At 62.2% G+C, this 16,933-nt stretch carries 15 protein-coding genes; 7 read left to right on the top strand and 8 right to left on the bottom strand.

Annotation, left to right across the window (positions count from 1 at the left end):
* Entirely contained in the window at positions 1–1,338 is a 1,338-nt protein-coding gene (locus M5C01_RS22610) for a dihydroorotase (RefSeq protein ID WP_152736599.1), read from the top strand.
* A 36-nt stretch (positions 1,339–1,374) separates the two neighbouring features.
* Positions 1,375–3,267 carry a threonine--tRNA ligase gene (gene thrS / locus M5C01_RS22605; RefSeq protein WP_152736598.1) on the top strand — a complete coding sequence of 631 codons (1,893 nt, stop codon included), beginning with the start codon at positions 1,375–1,377 and terminating at the stop codon, positions 3,265–3,267.
* Between the two features lie 127 nt (positions 3,268–3,394).
* Here the strand turns inward: thrS and M5C01_RS22600 are convergent, their stop codons facing one another.
* Positions 3,395–3,910 carry a DUF3617 domain-containing protein gene (locus M5C01_RS22600; RefSeq protein WP_152736597.1) on the bottom strand — a complete coding sequence of 172 codons (516 nt, stop codon included), beginning with the start codon at positions 3,908–3,910 and terminating at the stop codon, positions 3,395–3,397.
* Positions 3,911–4,042: 132 nt separating this feature from the next.
* Here M5C01_RS22600 and cls point away from each other — a divergent pair, with 132 nt between their 5' ends.
* On the top strand, positions 4,043–5,482 hold the full coding sequence (cls, locus tag M5C01_RS22595; protein ID WP_152736596.1) for a cardiolipin synthase: 1,440 nt from the start codon (positions 4,043–4,045) through the stop codon (positions 5,480–5,482).
* A gap of 49 nt (positions 5,483–5,531) precedes the next feature.
* Here cls and cfaB read toward each other — a convergent pair whose 3' ends face one another.
* The 4 genes from cfaB to M5C01_RS22575 form a co-directional block, all read right to left on the bottom strand.
* Positions 5,532–6,716, bottom strand: coding sequence for a C17 cyclopropane fatty acid synthase CfaB (gene cfaB / locus M5C01_RS22590; RefSeq protein WP_152736595.1), 1,185 nt, complete (start codon positions 6,714–6,716; stop codon positions 5,532–5,534).
* Positions 6,717–6,844: 128 nt separating this feature from the next.
* Positions 6,845–7,636: a DNA-binding domain-containing protein gene (locus M5C01_RS22585; RefSeq protein ID WP_152736594.1), complete on the bottom strand. Its 792-nt coding sequence runs from the start codon at positions 7,634–7,636 to the stop codon at positions 6,845–6,847.
* Positions 7,627–8,472, bottom strand: a complete 846-nt coding sequence (locus M5C01_RS22580) for a DUF692 domain-containing protein (RefSeq protein ID WP_103497146.1) — start codon at positions 8,470–8,472, stop codon at positions 7,627–7,629. The genes M5C01_RS22585 and M5C01_RS22580 overlap by 10 nt, the downstream gene beginning before the upstream one ends.
* Before the next feature lie 70 nt (positions 8,473–8,542).
* On the bottom strand, positions 8,543–8,794 hold the full coding sequence (locus tag M5C01_RS22575; protein ID WP_152736593.1) for a hypothetical protein: 252 nt from the start codon (positions 8,792–8,794) through the stop codon (positions 8,543–8,545).
* Positions 8,795–9,475: 681 nt separating this feature from the next.
* Between M5C01_RS22575 and M5C01_RS22570 the strand changes: the two genes are divergently transcribed.
* Positions 9,476–9,811, top strand: coding sequence for a hypothetical protein (locus tag M5C01_RS22570; RefSeq protein WP_152736592.1), 336 nt, complete (start codon positions 9,476–9,478; stop codon positions 9,809–9,811).
* Positions 9,812–9,916: 105 nt separating this feature from the next.
* Complete coding sequence (gene lpdA / locus M5C01_RS22565; protein WP_152736591.1) at positions 9,917–11,317, top strand: dihydrolipoyl dehydrogenase; 1,401 nt, start codon at positions 9,917–9,919, stop codon at positions 11,315–11,317.
* Between the two features lies 1 nt (position 11,318).
* Here the strand turns inward: lpdA and M5C01_RS22560 are convergent, their stop codons facing one another.
* Complete coding sequence (locus M5C01_RS22560; RefSeq protein ID WP_178129708.1) at positions 11,319–11,792, bottom strand: Lrp/AsnC family transcriptional regulator; 474 nt, start codon at positions 11,790–11,792, stop codon at positions 11,319–11,321.
* Between the two features lie 144 nt (positions 11,793–11,936).
* Between M5C01_RS22560 and M5C01_RS22555 the strand changes: the two genes are divergently transcribed.
* Complete coding sequence (locus M5C01_RS22555) at positions 11,937–12,560, top strand: LysE family translocator (RefSeq protein WP_103497150.1); 624 nt, start codon at positions 11,937–11,939, stop codon at positions 12,558–12,560.
* A gap of 94 nt (positions 12,561–12,654) precedes the next feature.
* A complete protein-coding gene (locus M5C01_RS22550) occupies positions 12,655–14,157 on the top strand; it encodes an aldehyde dehydrogenase family protein (RefSeq protein ID WP_152736589.1) in 1,503 nt (500 codons plus the stop codon).
* Positions 14,158–14,163: 6 nt separating this feature from the next.
* On the opposite strand, the gene M5C01_RS22545 is transcribed toward M5C01_RS22550, so the two are convergent.
* Positions 14,164–16,209: a pyridoxamine 5'-phosphate oxidase family protein gene (locus M5C01_RS22545; RefSeq protein ID WP_152736588.1), complete on the bottom strand. Its 2,046-nt coding sequence runs from the start codon at positions 16,207–16,209 to the stop codon at positions 14,164–14,166.
* 57 nt (positions 16,210–16,266) lie between these two features.
* Positions 16,267–16,896, bottom strand: a complete 630-nt coding sequence (locus M5C01_RS22540) for a glutathione S-transferase (RefSeq protein WP_152736587.1) — start codon at positions 16,894–16,896, stop codon at positions 16,267–16,269.
* Positions 16,897–16,933 lie beyond the last annotated feature (37 nt).

The raw sequence follows: 16,933 nt of genomic DNA, 5'->3' as shown, positions 1-16,933 counted from the left end.
ATGAGCAGCCTGCTGATCCGCAACGCCCGCGTGGTGAACGAGGGGCGTGAATTCGACGCCGATATCCGGGTCATCAATGGCCGGATCGAGACCCTCGCCACCCAGATCCACAACGCCAGCGCCGACCTGGAAATCGACGCCGCGGGCCAATGGCTGCTCCCAGGGATGATCGACGACCAGGTGCATTTCCGCGATCCCGGCGCGCCGGCCAAGGGCAGTCTCTACAGCGAGTCGCGGGCAGCGGTGGTCGGCGGCATCACCAGCTATATGGACATGCCCAACACCCAGCCGGCGACCCTGACCCTCGAAGCCCTGGCCGACAAGCAACGCAAGGCCGCACAGCACTCGGTGGCCAACTATGGCTTTCACTTCGGGGTCAGCAACGACAACCTCGACACCATCGCCGCCCTTGATCCGACCTGCGTGGCCGGGGTCAAGGTGTTCATGGGCGCGTCCACCGGCAATATGCTGGTGGACGATCCGCGAGTGCTGGAGAGACTGTTCGCCGAAGTGCCGACGATCCTCCTCGCCCACTGCGAACACACGCCGACCATCAAGGCCCGCGAGGAAAACCTGCGGGAGCTGTTCGGCGCTGCCATTCCCGCCGACGCGCACCCGTTGATCCGCAATGCCGAGGCCTGCTATCGCTCCTCGTCAATGGCGGTGGACCTGGCCCGACGCCATGGCACGCGCCTGCACGTCCTGCACCTGACCACCGAGCGCGAACTTTCGCTGTTCGAGAACAAGCCGCTGAGTGAAAAACACATCAGCGCCGAGGTCTGCCTGCATCACTTGCTGTTCGACGACCGCGACTATCCGCGCCTGGGCAACCTGATCAAATGCAATCCGGCCATCAAGCACCAGTCGGATCGCGATGCCCTGCGCGAAGCCTTGCTGAGCAACCGCCTGGATGTGATCGGCAGCGATCACGCGCCGCATACCTGGGAAGAAAAACAACGGCCCTACAGCGAGGCACCGTCCGGATTGCCGCTGGTCCAGCATGCGCTGCCGGCCCTGATGGAGCTGGTGGCCGCGCGGGTCCTGCCGTTGACCACCCTGGTGGAAAAGACCAGCCATCGGGTCGCCGACCTGTTCGCCATTCCCGACCGCGGCTACCTGCGCGAAGGCTACTGGGCCGACCTGGTGCTGATAAACCGTGAACCGCTGTCGCGGCCGGTGAGCGCCGAGCCGCTCCTCTCGCAATGTGGTTGGACGCCCTTCGTCGAGCGGCGCTTTCGCCATTGGGTCAGCACCACGGTGGTGTCCGGCCAGGTGGCCTGGCATGCCGGGAAAATCCACGACACCTGCCAGGGCCAGCCCCTGCGCTTTCTCCGTTAATCCGTTCCAGCGCCCGACCGACCAAGGACAGCACCGATGATCCGCATTACCCTCCCCGACGGCTCGCAACGCGAGTACGACCAACCGCTGACGGTGTTCGAAGTGGCCGCCAGCATCGGCAGCGGCCTGGCCAAGGCGGCTGTGGCCGGTCGGGTCGACGGCGTCCTGGTGGACTGCGGCACCTTGATCGAACAGGACGCGGCCGTGAGCATCGTCACCCCACGGGACACCGAGGGACTGGAGATTCTGCGGCACTCCTGCGCGCACTTGCTGGCCATGGCGGTGAAACAGTTGTACCCCTCGGCCCAGGTCACCATCGGGCCGGTGATCGAAGACGGCTTCTTCTACGATTTCGCCTATGAGCGCGCCTTCACGCCCAAGGACCTGGAACTGATCGAAGCGCGCATGCAGGCCCTGGCCGCAACCAATCATTCGGTGCGCCGCCGTGAGTTGCCGCGCGATGAAGCCATCGCCTGCTTCGAAGCGCGCGGCGAACACTACAAGGCCGAGCTGATACGCTCCATCCCGGACGGTGAAGTGCTGTCGCTGTATCGCCAGGACGATTTCGAAGACCTGTGTCGCGGTCCCCATGTGCCGTCGACCGGCCTGTTGCAAGCCTTCAAGCTGACCAAGGTGGCGGGCGCCTACTGGCGCGGCGACGCCAACAACGCGCCGCTGCAACGGATCTACGGCACCTGCTGGGCCAATGCCAAGGACCTCACGGCCTACCTCACCCGTCTCGAAGAGGCCGGCAAACGCGACCATCGCAAGCTCGGTGCGCAACTGGACCTGTTCCATTTCGATGACTGCGCGCCGGGCTCGGTGTTCTGGCACGCCAAGGGCTGGACCCTGTTCCAGCAACTGATCGGCTATATGCGCAAGCGCCAGGAACAGGCCGGCTATATCGAGGTGAACACTCCGGATGTAATGGATCGCGGACTGTGGGAAACCTCCGGGCATTGGCAGAACTACCGCGACCATATGTTCACCACCACCACCGAGGATGAGCGGGTGTTCGCCCTCAAGCCGATGAACTGCCCCGGCGCGGTGTCGATCTTCGGCCACGGGCTCAAGAGCTATCGCGACCTGCCGCTACGCATCGCCGAGTTCGGCAAGGTCCATCGCTACGAACCGTCCGGGGCCTTGCACGGGCTGTTGCGGGTGCGCCACTTCACCCAGGACGATGCCCATATTTTCTGCACCCCGGCACAGATGCAGGCCGAATGCGAGACGGCGATTGCCCTGGTGTTCGATATCTACAGCGAGTTCGGCTTCGACGATATCGTGGTGAAGCTCTCCACGCGCCCGGCCAACCGGATCGGCAGCGACGACACCTGGGACCAGTTGGAAGGCGCGCTGATCGGTGCCCTCGGGCAGATGGGCATCGAATACCGGATCAATCCCGGCGAAGGAGCGTTCTATGGGCCGAAGCTGGAGTTCGTGCTGCGTGATGCCATCGGTCGCGACTGGCAGTGCGGCACCTTGCAGGTCGATCTCAACCTGCCGGAACGCTTCGACATTGGCTATATCAGCGAAAGTGGCGAGCGCCAACGGCCGGTGATGCTGCACCGGGCGCTGTTCGGTTCACTGGAGCGATTTATCGGCATTCTGATCGAGCATTACAGCGGCGCGCTGCCGGTCTGGCTGGCGCCGTTGCAGGCGGTGGTGCTGAACATCAGCGAGGGCCAGGCCGAATATGCCCGGGATGTCGCCGAGGGTTTGAAGATCCGCGGCCTGAGGGCCAGCGCGGACCTGCGCAACGAGAAGGTCGGCTACAAGATCCGCGAGCACAGCCTGCAGAAAGTGCCGTACCTGCTGGTGGTGGGCGAGAAGGAAAAGGCCGCCGGGCAGGTCAGCCTGCGCAGTCGGCAGGGTGAAGACCTGGGGGTCATGAGCCTGGAGACGGCGTTCCAGCGATTGACCTCATAAACACCACGTCACTGTAGAAGCAGAACTTGTGTGGGAGCGGAGCTTGCCCGCGAAGGGGCCCTCAAAACCGCCAAAAGCTTCGCGGGCAAGCTCCGCTCCCACAATTAAACGAGCCCTGCGCTCCTCATCAGGTACGCGGTTTCACCGGCCCGCAATCCTGCCCCATCCACACCGCCCGGGTTTCCATGCTGCCGTTCTGCTGGATGCCGGTGGCATTGAAAGTCCCGCTGACCTTGGTGCTGAACTCGCGGTCACTGACAAAATGCGCCACGCCGCTGCCCTGGGCCTTCGGACAGCTGAAACGGAATTTCCAATCCGGGCCGTTGCGTTCGGTGACCTGCTGCTGGCAACCCGATTGCGGATCGGTCAGCGGAATCGACTCGGACGCCACCTGTTGCGGCGTCAGGCACACTCGCACGCCCTCACCGCCCAGGTTGACCCCCTGCTTCTCCAGCGCCGCGCGCTGCTCCGGGGTGGTGTTCTGTTTCAGCATACCCATCAGCATGCCGACATCCAGCTGTTGGTTCTCGACCTGCACATTGCTGGAGGTCAGCTCCCACAAGCCCGGTTGCAGCACCTGCGCCTGGGCAACGGGAATCATTGAGCCAAGGACAAGGGCCAGGCCCGGCAGACGAAGGTTCATCAAGTAGCTCCTAGAGAATGGGGTCCATGTTGGACGTCAGAATCATGCGAGGGTTGCGTCAAGAATTAAATAGCGACAATAACCCCGGAACATGGTCTGTTAGAGATTGAAGACGCCTGAGCAGGAGCGCCCATGGATTTTTTTGGCCCACACCTTTTCGCCTACCTGATTGCCCTGATCCATTCCCTTGGCCTGATCGCCGCCATCCATGCCGTATTGACCGTGCGCACCGCCCAGGGCGCGATTGCCTGGGCCCTGTCACTGATGTTCATCCCGTACCTGACGCTGATTCCCTACCTGGTCTTCGGCCGCAGCAGCTTCGACGCCTACATCAAGGCCCGGCGCCAGGCCAACGTGGAAATGCGCAAGGCCATCGCCGACCTGAACTGGCGCCCCTGGGTCGAAGAGGCCCTGGCCGCCCGCAGTTCCCAGGCCTATGCCTCGCTGCGGGCGATGCCGAAACTGGGGCGCATGCCATGCCTGGCGAACAACCAGGTGCAGTTGCTGATCAATGGCGACGCAACCTTCGAGGCGATTTTCCAGGCCATCGACCAGGCCCACGAAGCGGTGCTGGTGCAATTTTTCATTATCCATGACGACCAGCTCGGCCGACGGTTGCAGAAAAAGCTCCTGGAAAAGGCCGCCGAAGGGGTGGCGGTCTACGTGCTCTACGACCGTATCGGCAGCCATGCCCTGCCCCACACCTACGTCGAGGCCCTGCGCGAGGGCGGTGTGCAGATCCGCGCGTTCGCCACCCGCAGCGGTTGGTTGAACCGCTTCCAGGTGAATTTCCGCAATCATCGCAAGGTGGTGGTGGTCGACGGGCTGGTCGGTTTTGTTGGCGGGCATAACGTCGGCGACGAGTACCTGGGAGCCAAACCACCGCTGTCGCCCTGGCGCGACACCCATGTGCAGGTGAGCGGACCGGTGGTTGCCTGCTTGCAGGAGTCATTCGCCGAAGACTGGTTCTGGGCCTCGCGCAAACTCCCGCCGCTGATCCTGCCGGAGTCCTACCCGGACGACGGTGTGCTCTGCCAGTTGCTCGCCAGCGGCCCGGCCGACCCGGTGGAGACCTGTTCGCTGTTCTTCGTCGAAGCCATTCATGCGGCCCGGGAACGGGTCTGGATCACCAGCCCCTACTTCATCCCCGACGAAGCGGTGTTCGCCGCCTTGCGCCTGGCGGTGCTGCGCGGCGTGGATGTGCGCCTGCTGCTGCCGTCACGCCCGGACCACCGCATCGTCTACGCCGCCTCCAGCCTCTACGCTTTCGAAGCCGTGCGCGCCGGCGTGCGGGTGTTCCGCTACCGCCCCGGTTTCCTGCATCAGAAGGTGGTGCTGGTGGACAACGAAATCAGCGCCATCGGCAGTGCGAACCTGGACAACCGCTCGTTCCGGCTGAATTTCGAAGTGATGTTACTGACCGTGGACGAAGCCTTCGCCCGGAAAGTGGAACAGATGCTCGAGCAGGACTTTGCCCTGGCCCATGAAGTGGCCAAGGACGAAAGCCGCAAAACCCATCGCCTGCAACAGCTCGGCATGCGGGTCGCACGCTTGATCTCGCCGATCCTCTAGAGAGGAACCTCGGCGCAGGCGCCGCCCAAGGCCGCGCCTGCGCGGGGGGTCAGCGATAAAGATCGTCGCGGGTCCAGGGCAGGTTGTGGCTGCCGTCGGAGAAGGCTTTTACCGCCAGGATCTGGTGCAGGTTGATCCAACCCTTTTCAAAGGCGTAGGCGCAACCGGCCAGGTACAGCCGCCAGATCCGCAGGGCGCGTTCCGGCACCTCGCGCCCCGCCGCCTCCAGATTGTTTTCCAGACGCTGGCTCCACTGCTCCAGGGTCCGCGCGTAGTGCAGGCGCAGGCTCTCCACGTCGACCACTTCCAGACCGACCTCGCTGATTTCAGCAGAGATCATCGACAGATGTGGCAACTCACCGTTGGGGAACACATAACGATCGATAAAGTCGCCGGCACCTCGTCCCACCGGACGTCCGTCGGTGTGCTTGGCGGTAATGCCATGGTTCATCACCAGGCCGCCTTCGCGCACGGCACCGAACAGGACCTCGCAGTACTGCTTGAGGTTGGCGTGGCCGACATGCTCGAACATACCGACGCTGACCACCTTGTCGAAGCGACCGTCCTGGGGCAGGTCACGGTAATCGAGCAGTTGCAGGTCGACCTTGTCCTGCAGACCTTCGGCGGCCACCCGCTCCCTCGCCAATGCCAGCTGTTCCTTGCTCAGGGTGATCCCGAACACCTTGACCCCGAACTCCCGCGCCGCATAACGCGCCAGCCCGCCCCAACCGCAGCCGACATCCAGCAGGTACTCGCCCGGTTGCAGGCGCAGCTTGCGGCACAGGTGGCGGAACTTGGCTTGCTGGGCTTCTTCGAGGGTCGCGTCGGCGCTTTCGAAGTAGGCGCAGGAATAGACCATCTCGCGGTCCAGCCAGAGCTGGTAGAAGGCGTTGGAGAGGTCGTAGTGGTAGGAGATGGAAGCGGCGTCGGTGGCCTTGTCGTGGGCCAGGCGCGGCGGCGGGTTGTCCCCTTCATCCTCCAGCAGCGCCTGGCTCAACTCGTCGCAGACCCGCACGACTTCGCTGATCGGTCCTTCGAGTTCCAGCTTGCCTTCAACGAAGGCGCTGCCCAGCAAATCCAGCGTGGGATGGGTGAATTGCGCGACCAGTTGTGGGTCCTTCACAACGATGGTGACACTGGGCGTCGGCCCGAGATTGATTTCGTGGCCGTCCCAGAGTCTCAGGCGAAGCGGTAGCTGAAGATTCTGTAAGGCCGGTGGAAGTTGCGCGAGCATGAGTTATCCCCCTTGTTTCAGACGTCTGAATTAAGGGTAGCGCATTCACGGGATCTGTCAGCCTATCGAGATAATAGACTCGAACTATGGGTTTTGCCCGACACCGTTTCACGGGAAGAATGGCAGCGTCAAAGCCTGTGGCGTTGAGCAACCAGGCCGTCGCTCACCCATTGCTTGAGCCAGCTGACCGCCTGCAAAGGCGCCCCCTCTCCCAGGCTGGCCGCCAGCTCGGCGCACAATTCGGCGAAACTCCAACCGGCATTCACCATGCCGTCCAAGGCCTGAACTTCCGCCGGTTCCAGGCTGCGATAGTGGCAGACCAGGTCGGCACGCCAGACCAGGCAGACCTGGGGTTGTTCCAGTTCGAGGCTGTCGGGAAACTCCGTTTCGGCCTTCACCGCCCGCCACATCGCCAGGCTGTTGAACCGACCACTGAGCCATTGCACGCTGGGCAGCAACTCCAGTTGCAACGACGGCCAGGCCTCGGCCGGCAGGCCGGCCATGGCCGCCAGGGTCAGGGGCTCGCCCGGCACGGCATCGAAGGCCAGGGTAAAGGCCCACTCCAGGCGAATCAGCTCCGCCAGGGGCGCGCTCTGCTCCGGCACCAGATGACGCAGGGCAAACGCCTCGAAGCCGGCACCGAGCCAGCGCAGGCTGTAATGGGACGATGGGCATTCGCGCAGATAGGCTGCGGTCAGCGCATCGAACTCCTCGTCACCCAGCCAGTTCCACACCGTGGGAAAGTCGCCGCGCAGGGTTTCCTGCAAACGGGCGCGGTAAGCGTTGTGGTAAATCGCCAGGCCGGTTTCGACATCCAGGCTCGGCCCGCCGATCAGGCTGGCGCCCAAGGCGTCACTGGCCACGGCGTTTTCCCCGAGCAGGTAACGTTCAAAAGCCAGCTGCCAGTCATTCAGGCGCATAACGACCTCCGGGCCAGGGCGGTAGCGCCCAACTCACGGGCCTTGTCCAGCTCGTCCACCAGTTCACCCAGTGGCGGGAAATGATCGTCGCGCTCCAGCAGGGTCGCCACCGGTCCCAGGTGTTCGAGGGTCCGCTGATAGAGCTCCCAGACCGGATCGCAGACCGGATGATCATGGGTATCGATCACGTAGTCGCCATAGTCCTCATGCCCGGCCAGGTGCAATTGGCGGATCTTGCCTGCTGGCAGGCTGTGGATAAAAGTCCAGGGATCGAAACCGTGATTGCGCCCGCTGACATAGACATTGTTCACGTCCAGCAACAGCTCGCAGTCGCTCAGGCGACTGAGGGCTTCGAGAAACTCCCACTCGGAAAATTCATCGGAAGCAGCTCGCACATAACTGGAGACATTCTCCAGCACCAGCGGCTGCTGCAGCACGTCCTGCACCTGACGGACCCGGGCCGCGACGTAGTACAGGCTTTCTTCGGTGTAGGGCAGCGGCAGCAGATCATGCAACTGATGGGCGTTGCCGCGGCTCCAGCACAGATGGTCGGAAATCCACGCGGGATTGACCCGCCCGGCCAACTGCTTGAGTTGTTTGAGGTAGTTCATATCCAGCTCATGGGGCCCGCCGATGGACAGCGACACGCCATGCATCACCAGCGGATAGCGCTCGGCGATGGCATCCAGGTAGTACAGCGCCTTGCCGCCCTGGACCAGGTAATTCTCGGAAACGATCTCGAACCAGTCCACCGCGGGCAACTGCTCGAGGATTTCCTGGTGATAGTGACTGCGCAAACCCAGGCCATAACCCAGGCAGGGACGGGAAACGGACATACTGGACTCCTCGCTGAAGTGTCCGCAGCGGCGTCAGGGGCCGACCGCTGCGGGAGCACTCGGGCGTCGTTTATTCGCCGATTTTGCCACCGGCTTTTTCACAGGCCGACTTGGTCATGGCCTTGAAGCCGTGGCCTTTGCAGGAGCCCTGACCTTTGCAAGCGTTCTCCCTGGTCTTGCAGTCGTTCTGGCCTTTGCAGGCGTTGACACCATAGCAGTGAACCTGGGCATCGGCAGCCGACGCCTGGGTGACGACACCTGCAAACATAGTGGCGGCGGCGAGAGCGAGTGCAGCACCAGCAGCGGCGGTTTTGATCGACATGGTTTTTATCCTCGAAAATGCGTTAGGGGTATCGGTCCGAACGGAATGTTCAGTCTCGACATGGCAGTAGAGAGCGGTCGCCGCCAGCCGTTACAGCCCCTTGCAAATTTTTTTGAAAATAATCCTCGACGCCCTCATCGACCGGCCGCTCCTGCCAGGGATGACCTGCAGAAGTATTGCGTTACTACATAACAGAAACTCCCTAACAAGTAATAATTAAAGCATTACCCGAACAGTGTAACCCGTATATCAATTAACCCAATAACACGGAAAACACTGACATTAATTTATCTGCAATCCCACTGTTCGAAACAACCAGAAAAATTACCACCGGTTAACCGGCTACTCGTGTAACAAAATTCAACATCTGCGTGACTTGATTGGTATCCTGGCAATGACTAACATCCTTCTGACTTTAAATACCTCTATCGGTTCATTAAAAAATTCGTAACTTTCCGTATTGAAAAGCGTTCGCCAAGGGTTCCGCGCCACGCCTAACCCCTTGAATAGACGGCTCGATACCCAAAACCCTTATTGACCCTCGTACGCTCACCAACGCCACGAGGCCAGATAACTTATAACTATATGCCTCACCCTTAAAACACTTGACACCCTTTGTGCGCGCTGCCGACTAATAACATGCCCAACACTCGGCGCGCACACTTGAGCGACGGAGCCGCCATGAGCCACACCTTGAGTGAATACCATTATTTTCAACGCCCGCTGGGGACGATTCCGAGCGCAGAGACTTCCAGTTGCCTGACCATCAATCAACCCGGTTCGCCCCTGGGCCTGAGCAACCTGCTGGACTTGATCAGTCATGAGATCAGCCGCGAAGACAATCAACAGATTCACCGGCTCACCTTCAAAAGCGGTCAGACACTTTGCATAAAGGCCGACTCGCAACTGACCACCGTCCGCGGCCGGAGGATCAATTTTCACGCCGAGTCGACGTACCCCTACACCACCTTTCTGGAAGATCCGGCTCGAACCGGCGGCAGCAAGCCCTCCAGGTGATGCCTTGACCAAAGTTGCGTACAAGGACAATATTATGATCATAATATTTTATGACACCTGCCTTTGTCCTTCTTCCTCAACGCGGTGTCTCCCAGGAGAACAGTCATGAGCAGCTACGACGTCGTCATCATCGGAGGCGGACCCGGGGGCTACAACGCCGCCATTCGCGCCGGCCAGCTGGGTTTGAAGGTCGCCTGCGTGGAGGGCCGCACGACCCTCGGCGGAACCTGCCTGAATGTCGGCTGCATGCCGTCCAAGGCCCTGCTCCACGCGTCCGAGCTCTATGAGGCGGCCGTGGGCAGCGAGTTCGCCAACCTCGGGATCGAGGTCACGCCCAGCCTCAACCTCGCGCAGATGATGAAACAGAAAGACCAGAGCGTGGCCGGGCTGACCCAGGGCATCGAATACCTGTTTCGCAAGAACAAGGTCGAGTGGATCAAGGGCTGGGGGCGGATCGCCGGCCCTGGCAAGGTGCTGGTCAGTACCGCCGACGGCAGTGAAACCACCTTACAGGCCAAGGATATCGTGATCGCCACCGGCTCCGAGCCGATGCCGCTGCCGGGTGTCGAAATCGACAACCAACGCATCCTCGACTCCACCGGCGCGCTGTCGTTGCCGGAGGTGCCCAAACATCTGGTGGTGATCGGCGCCGGGGTTATCGGCCTGGAACTGGGCTCGGTGTGGCGGCGGCTCGGTAGCCAGGTCACGGTGGTGGAATACCTGGACCGGATCTGCCCCGGCGTCGACCTGGAAGCCGGCAAGACCTTGCAGCGCTCGTTGAGCAAACAAGGCATCAACTTCCTGCTCGGCGCCAAGGTCACCAGCGCCACCCGCTCCGCGACCGGCGTACAGTTGCGCGTGGAACCGGCGGCCGCTGGCGAAGCGCAGTTGATCGAGGCCGATTACGTGCTGGTGGCCATCGGCCGTCGCCCCTTCACCCAAGGGCTTGGGCTGGAAAACGTGGGGCTGTCCACCGACAAGCGCGGCATGCTGACCAACCAGGGCCACCGCACCGAAGCCCCGGGTGTCTGGGTGATTGGCGACGTCACCAGTGGCCCGATGCTCGCCCACAAGGCCGAAGACGAGGCCATGGCCTGCATCGAGCAGATCGTCGGCAAGGCCGGCGAGGTCAATTACGCGCTGATCCCCAGTGTGATCTACACCCGGCCGGAACTGGCCAGTGTCGGCAAGACCGAAGAACAGCTCAAGGCCGAGGGCCGCGCCTACAAGGTCGGAAAATTCCCCTTCAGCGCCAATAGCCGGGCCAAGATCAACCACGAGACCGAGGGTTTCGCCAAGGTCCTGGCCGACGAGCACACCGATGAGATCCTTGGCGTGCATCTGGTGGGCCCGAGTGTCAGCGAGATGATCGGCGAATACTGCGTGGCCATGGAGTTTTCCGCCTCGGCCGAAGATATCGCCCTCACCTGCCATCCGCACCCGACCCGCTCGGAAGCCCTGCGCCAGGCGGCGATGAACGTCGAAGGCCTGGCCACGCAGATCTGAGTCAGTCGGGCAGATGATCCAACGGCAGCGGTCCGGGCGCCTTCACCGCCTGGATCGCAAAGTTGCTGCGGATATCACGTACACCGGGCAGGCGCAGCAGTTGACCATTGAGGAAGCGTTCATACGCCCGCAGGTCGGGCACCACCACTTGCAGCAGGAAGTCCGACTCGCCGGACACCAGGAACGCCGAGATCACCTGTGGCAAGGCCATGACCGCCAGGCGAAACGCCTCGGCTTCGGCCTCGTGGTGCCGCTCGACCTTGACCCCGACGAACACCGTCAACCCCAGCCCGACTTCATCGCGGTCCAGGTTCACCTGATAGCCGCGAATCACCCCTGCCTCTTCAAGCATGCGCACCCGACGCAGGCACGGTGACGCCGAGAGGCCGATTTCGGCGGCCAATTCGACATTGCTCAGGCGCCCGTCCCGTTGCAAAGCCGCGAGGATTTTACGGTCGTAGGCATCGAGTTTTATTTTTGGCATATCCGACTACCCGCTTCGACTGTATTGGCAGAAAGTACCAAGTCTAAGCCTTTCACGGGTTGAATACGCAAGCACCTGCCCTGGCCTTCCGACATAGAATTTTCTCCGGTTATCCCTTCTTGGAGAAACAGCACGATGCTCCTCTACCTGTTCGCACTGGCGATGGTTTATCTGCTTCCCGGCCCCGACATGATCCTCCTGCTGCAAACCGGCGCCCGCCATGGCCGCAGCCAGGCCCTGACCACCGCCCTCGGCCTGGGCATCGCCCGCGCCTGCCATGTGGCGCTGGCGGCCCTGGGCCTCGCGGCGCTGTTCAAGGCAGCGCCGTGGACCTTCGATATCGTACGCCTGGCAGGTGCCGCCTATCTGTTGTGGATCGGCCTGCGCATGCTGCGGCCCGGGTCGCTGGCGTTGCTGAACGCGGATCACCAGGGTACCCAACAAACCTTGAGCTGGCGCGGCGCCCTGCAACAAGGACTGCTCACCAATCTGCTGAACCCCAAGGCGTTGCTGTTCTGTTCGGTGCTGCTGCCGCAATTTATCGACGCCCATGCCGGCCCGGTGGCCGCGCAGTTCCTCGGACTCGGCGTAACCCTGGTGGCGGTCGGGCTGCTATTCGATAGCTGTTACGCCCTGGCCGGTGCCTGGATCGGCCAATGGCTCGATAAGAGCCCACGGGCTCAACGCCTGCAGCAATGGCTGTTCGGCGGCCTGTTGATCGGTTTTGCCGTCCGATTGGCGTTTATCCAGCAAGCCTGAGGCCGTTGTGCAAAAGAAACACCGTTAGCAGGTGAGCCGACGGCGTTTTTCTTATACATTTTGCCTCCTACTCCCACGGACAAGTGTTCCAACCATGACCAGCACGCTCGATCGTCTTATCGCCGGCACGCCAATTCTCTACGCGGGTAACCGGGTTTCCCCGGTGCCGCCGGAATTGGCCGAGCGTTTCCAGCCGGGCGATCATCTGCTGGTGGACCAGGCCAGCGGCGAACTGCTGCTGATTCCCCATGCCGTGCAACAGATCGCGACCCAGGCCATCGACACTGCACAAACTGCGTTCACCGCACTGGCCCAAGTCTCGGACGAGGCCATCAGCCAGTTCTTCGACCTGTTTGCCCAACATCTGGAAGCACCGGTTTCCTGGGCATTGATCGAGGCCGCGAACCAGGCCGATATCGCCCAGGCCAAGGCCCGTGGGCGCTCCACCACCCGTCTGCTGGCAAGCGAGGCCATGCGTCGCGACATGATTGCCGGGCTACGGGCCTGGCGTGATGCGCCGCTGATTCGCGGTCGGGTCCGTGAGTCCGTGGAACATGAAGGTTGGAAGGTTGAGCAAGTCGTCGCGCCCCTGGGCGTGGTGGCATTTGTCTTTGAAGGTCGGCCGAATGTGTTTGCCGATGCTGCCGGCGTTCTGCGTACGGGTAATACCGCCGTGCTGCGGATCGGCAGCGACGCCCTCGGCACGGCCCAGGCGATTGTTCGCCATGCACTCAATCCGGCGCTGCACGAAGCCGGTTTGCCGGCGGGTGCGGTGTCCCTGGTGGAAAGCAGCGATCGGGCAGCAGGCTGGGCGATGTTCGCCGACCGCCGCCTGTCCCTGGCGGTGGCCCGGGGTTCGGGCCATGCCGTAAAGCAGCTTGGCGGAATCGCCCAGCAGGCCGGCACCGTGGTCAGTCTGCACGGCACCGGCGGCGCCTGGCTGGTGGCCCATCAGGACGCGGACGCCAAGCGCTTTGCCGAAGTGGTGCGCAACTCCCTGGATCGCAAGGTCTGCAACACGCTTAATGTCTGTGTGATTCATCGCCAGCGCGCAGCCGAGCTGGTGCCGTTGTTCCTTGAGGCGCTGAAGGCTGCCGGCGAAGCGCGCGGCCAGCGGTGCAAGCTGCATATCGTCAGCGGCGATGAAAGCGTGCTGCCGGCCGAGTGGTTGCACGCGCGGGTGCAGGTCCAGCGTGCCGAAGGGTATGAGGAAGAAGCACAAACCGAGTCATTGCCCGAAGAGCAGCTGGGCCGCGAATGGGAGTGGGAAGAGACGCCGGAAGTCAGCCTGAAAATCGTCGACGACCTGGATCAGGCGATTGCCCTGTTCAATCGCTACAGCCCGCAGTTCACCGTATCGCTGATCAGCGCCGACCGTGGCGCCCACGATTACTTCTACAACAGCATCAATGCGCCCTTTGTCGGCGATGGTTTCACCCGTTGGGTCGATGGCCAATACGCGCTGAACAAGCCGGAACTGGGGCTTTCGAACTGGGAGAACGGGCGCTTGTTTGCCCGTGGGGCGATCCTCTCCGGGGATGGAGTGTTTACCTTGCGCAGTCGGATGAGCCAGATCGATACCAGCCTGCGGCGCTGAAAGCCGTTACAGATCCAACACCAGCGGTTCCGTGCTTTGCGCCGGAATCGCGCAACAAATCAGCACCTGCCCCTCGCCCGGCAACTCCGCGGGCGGCTGTGGATAATGTACCTGCCCGCTGATCAAGCGCGTGCTACAGGTTCCACAGGACCCTCCCCGGCAACTGAACTCCGGCTGCAAGCCGCGGCTTTCCGCCAAGACCAGCAGGCTCTCACCTTCCGGCTGCCAGCGTGCCTCCTTGCCCGAACGATAGAACACCACCGGCACCGACTGCGTAGCCGCCGGCGGCTGCTCGATTTGCGGTACACCCGGGTCCTGGCGACGGTGCAACGTCGACGGGCCAAAAGTCTCCGCATGAATACGCTCATCGCGGATATCCATATCCCGCAGTTGATCGTACAGCCCCTGGGTAAAACCACCCGGGCCGCACAGGACAAAATCCACCGAATCATAGTCGTCGACCATCAGAACGGCCTTCAACACCTCGACATCGAGTCGGCCTTGCAGATGGTAATCCTCACCCGGCACTGCCTCAGGCTCCGGTTGACTCAGCAGACGCACCACCTGAACCGTATCGCCCGCACGTTCCATCAGTTCATCCAGCTCGGCCCGAAACGGCAGCTCCGCCAACGACCGGGCACTGTGGAGCAAAACCGTGGGCCGCATCCGCCGGGTACGCTTGCCCTGATACACCACCTCCCGCAACATCGATAACAGGGGTGTAATCCCCACCCCTGCCGCCAGTAATACCAGCGGACGCTGCTCATGGGTCGCCACCGTGAAATGGCCCTGCGGCGCGCGCGCCTCAAGCACATCACCGACCTTGAGCTGGTCGTGCACATGAGACGACACCCGCCCGTCGCGTTTGACGCTGATTCGGCAGAACGCGTCCGAAGGAGCGCCCGACAGGCTGTAGGTACGAATCTGCGTCTGCCCGCCCAGATCGAAACGCAGCGGCAGATGCTGCCCGGCCTGAAACACCGGCAACCCCGCCCCGTCCGTCGGTTCCAGGTACAGCGAACGAATGTTGCTGCTTTCCTCGACAATCCGGCTGATCCGCAAAGGCCGCCAAGCGTTGCCCAGTGCTTCGGCTTGCAAGCGCGCAGCCGCCTGATCCCAATTGCCGGTCATCAGGCTGTTGGGTGAAAAGCCTTCGAACTTCCAGCGCAAGGTCGAAGCCGCTGGACGCCGCACACAATGTTCCACGTGGAACGTCCACAAACGCTCGGCGCCCTGAAAGGCTTTCACCAGCGGTCCGTCGAGGATAACTTCGGTGCGCCCACTGAGCTGCAGCAGGTCACCCGTATTGAAATCGATAAACAACAGGCCCGCATGGGGATTGATCAGCAGATTGCCCAAGGTGTTGAAGTGCAGGTTACCGGCGAAGTCCGGGATGGTCAGGCAGTCGCCCTCGACCCGGACAAAGCCGCTTTGCCCGCCGCGATGGGAGACATCCACCGAGCGAGCGCCGTCGATATCCACATAACTGGCGACAAAGAACGTATCGGCGGCATGGATCATTGCCACGGCCTCGGCGTCCAGGCCTTGCGAGCGATGAACCACTTGCGTGGCCGGGTCCGGCGCGGGCACCCGTTCGAACTGACGCAACTGGATGTACTGCGGACAGTTACCGAAGGCATGTTCCACAGACACGCTCAGGGTTTTTCCAGTCAGCGCCGCCACACGCCCATTGATACGGTTGCGTCGCCGGGTATGCAGCTCCATTCCCAGCAAGCCGATGGCCGCGCCGGCTCGCAGGGCTGAATAGGTCGGGTCCGCAACCTGTGGAAAACTCGCCACCTGCAACAACCTGGGATCGGGAGAAAAGGCAAAGCCCGGCTCGCCCTCAAACAGGCTGGCCCAGGGATTGCCCTGATCATCGACAGTACCGAACAGCAGGAACGGCAACTGGCGATAAAAGTCACGATGCTGGTCCGGCATGTAGTCACGGATCACCCTCGGACCGAGTTCAGCCATCCGTTCGGCGACACCGACCTGAGTCTGCATCTGCAGTTCACCGACGTGCCAGGGTGATGCGCTGGATGTATTCATCGCGACTTCTCCACGGGAAACCCTCCCGGCCGAAGTGGACGGGAGGTTTCATCGATCTCAGGCGGTCTGCAATCCGGCGACGGTACGCGGCATCGGCACAAAGCCCGGCAAGGCTTCGATCCGCGCCAACCAGGCCCGTACATTGGGGTAGTCCGCCAGCGAGACATTGCCTTCCGGCGCATGGGCGATATAGCTGTAGCCGGCGACATCGGCGATGGTCGGTGTGTCACCCACCAGATAGGACGACTGGTTCAGTTCATGCTCGACGACCTTGAGCAAGGCATGGGAACGACTGATCGCGTCCTCGGCGTCAAAGGGTGCACCGAAGACCGTGATCAACCTGGCCCGGGCCGGACCGAAGGCAATCGGCCCCGCCGCTACCGACAGCCAGCGTTGCACATGGGCGGCGCCAACCGGGTCGGTAGGCAACCAGCGGCCTTGCCCATACTTGAGCGCCAGGTACACCAGAATCGCTGCGGAGTCAGCGAGGACCAGGCCTTGATCATCAATGACCGGCACCTGGCCGAAGGCATTCAGGGCCAGGTATTCCGGGGTCTTATGGGCACCGCTGGGCAGGTCCACATGAATCAGTTCCACCGGCAGGCCGAGCAGGGACAACATCAGTTCGGCACGATGGGCATGGCCGGAACGGGAAAAGTTGTAGAGCTTGATAGGGGGCTGGGACATGGCGGGACTCCACAGGGGCAGAAGCGCAACCCGGGAT

Source organism: Pseudomonas sp. MWU12-2319, assembly GCF_023242525.1.
Classification (GTDB): Bacteria; Pseudomonadota; Gammaproteobacteria; order Pseudomonadales; family Pseudomonadaceae; genus Aquipseudomonas; species Aquipseudomonas gingeri_D.
This window is presented reverse-complemented; position numbering and strand designations above follow the sequence as displayed.

What these genes read in the sequence shown, in the direction of transcription:
- lpdA (WP_152736591.1), top strand. Translation starts at nt 9,917, where the DNA reads ATGAGCAGCTACGACGTCGTCATCATCGGAGGCGGACCCGGGGGCTAC.
- M5C01_RS22580 (WP_103497146.1), bottom strand. Translation starts at nt 8,472, where the DNA reads ATGTCCGTTTCCCGTCCCTGCCTGGGTTATGGCCTGGGTTTGCGCAGT.
- M5C01_RS22610 (WP_152736599.1), top strand. Translation starts at nt 1, where the DNA reads ATGAGCAGCCTGCTGATCCGCAACGCCCGCGTGGTGAACGAGGGGCGT.
- M5C01_RS22540 (WP_152736587.1), bottom strand. Translation starts at nt 16,896, where the DNA reads ATGTCCCAGCCCCCTATCAAGCTCTACAACTTTTCCCGTTCCGGCCAT.
- cfaB (WP_152736595.1), bottom strand. Translation starts at nt 6,716, where the DNA reads ATGCTCGCGCAACTTCCACCGGCCTTACAGAATCTTCAGCTACCGCTT.
- M5C01_RS22555 (WP_103497150.1), top strand. Translation starts at nt 11,937, where the DNA reads ATGCTCCTCTACCTGTTCGCACTGGCGATGGTTTATCTGCTTCCCGGC.
- cls (WP_152736596.1), top strand. Translation starts at nt 4,043, where the DNA reads ATGGATTTTTTTGGCCCACACCTTTTCGCCTACCTGATTGCCCTGATC.
- M5C01_RS22545 (WP_152736588.1), bottom strand. Translation starts at nt 16,209, where the DNA reads ATGAATACATCCAGCGCATCACCCTGGCACGTCGGTGAACTGCAGATG.
- M5C01_RS22550 (WP_152736589.1), top strand. Translation starts at nt 12,655, where the DNA reads ATGACCAGCACGCTCGATCGTCTTATCGCCGGCACGCCAATTCTCTAC.
- thrS (WP_152736598.1), top strand. Translation starts at nt 1,375, where the DNA reads ATGATCCGCATTACCCTCCCCGACGGCTCGCAACGCGAGTACGACCAA.
- M5C01_RS22600 (WP_152736597.1), bottom strand. Translation starts at nt 3,910, where the DNA reads ATGAACCTTCGTCTGCCGGGCCTGGCCCTTGTCCTTGGCTCAATGATT.
- M5C01_RS22575 (WP_152736593.1), bottom strand. Translation starts at nt 8,794, where the DNA reads ATGTCGATCAAAACCGCCGCTGCTGGTGCTGCACTCGCTCTCGCCGCC.
- M5C01_RS22585 (WP_152736594.1), bottom strand. Translation starts at nt 7,636, where the DNA reads ATGCGCCTGAATGACTGGCAGCTGGCTTTTGAACGTTACCTGCTCGGG.
- M5C01_RS22570 (WP_152736592.1), top strand. Translation starts at nt 9,476, where the DNA reads ATGAGCCACACCTTGAGTGAATACCATTATTTTCAACGCCCGCTGGGG.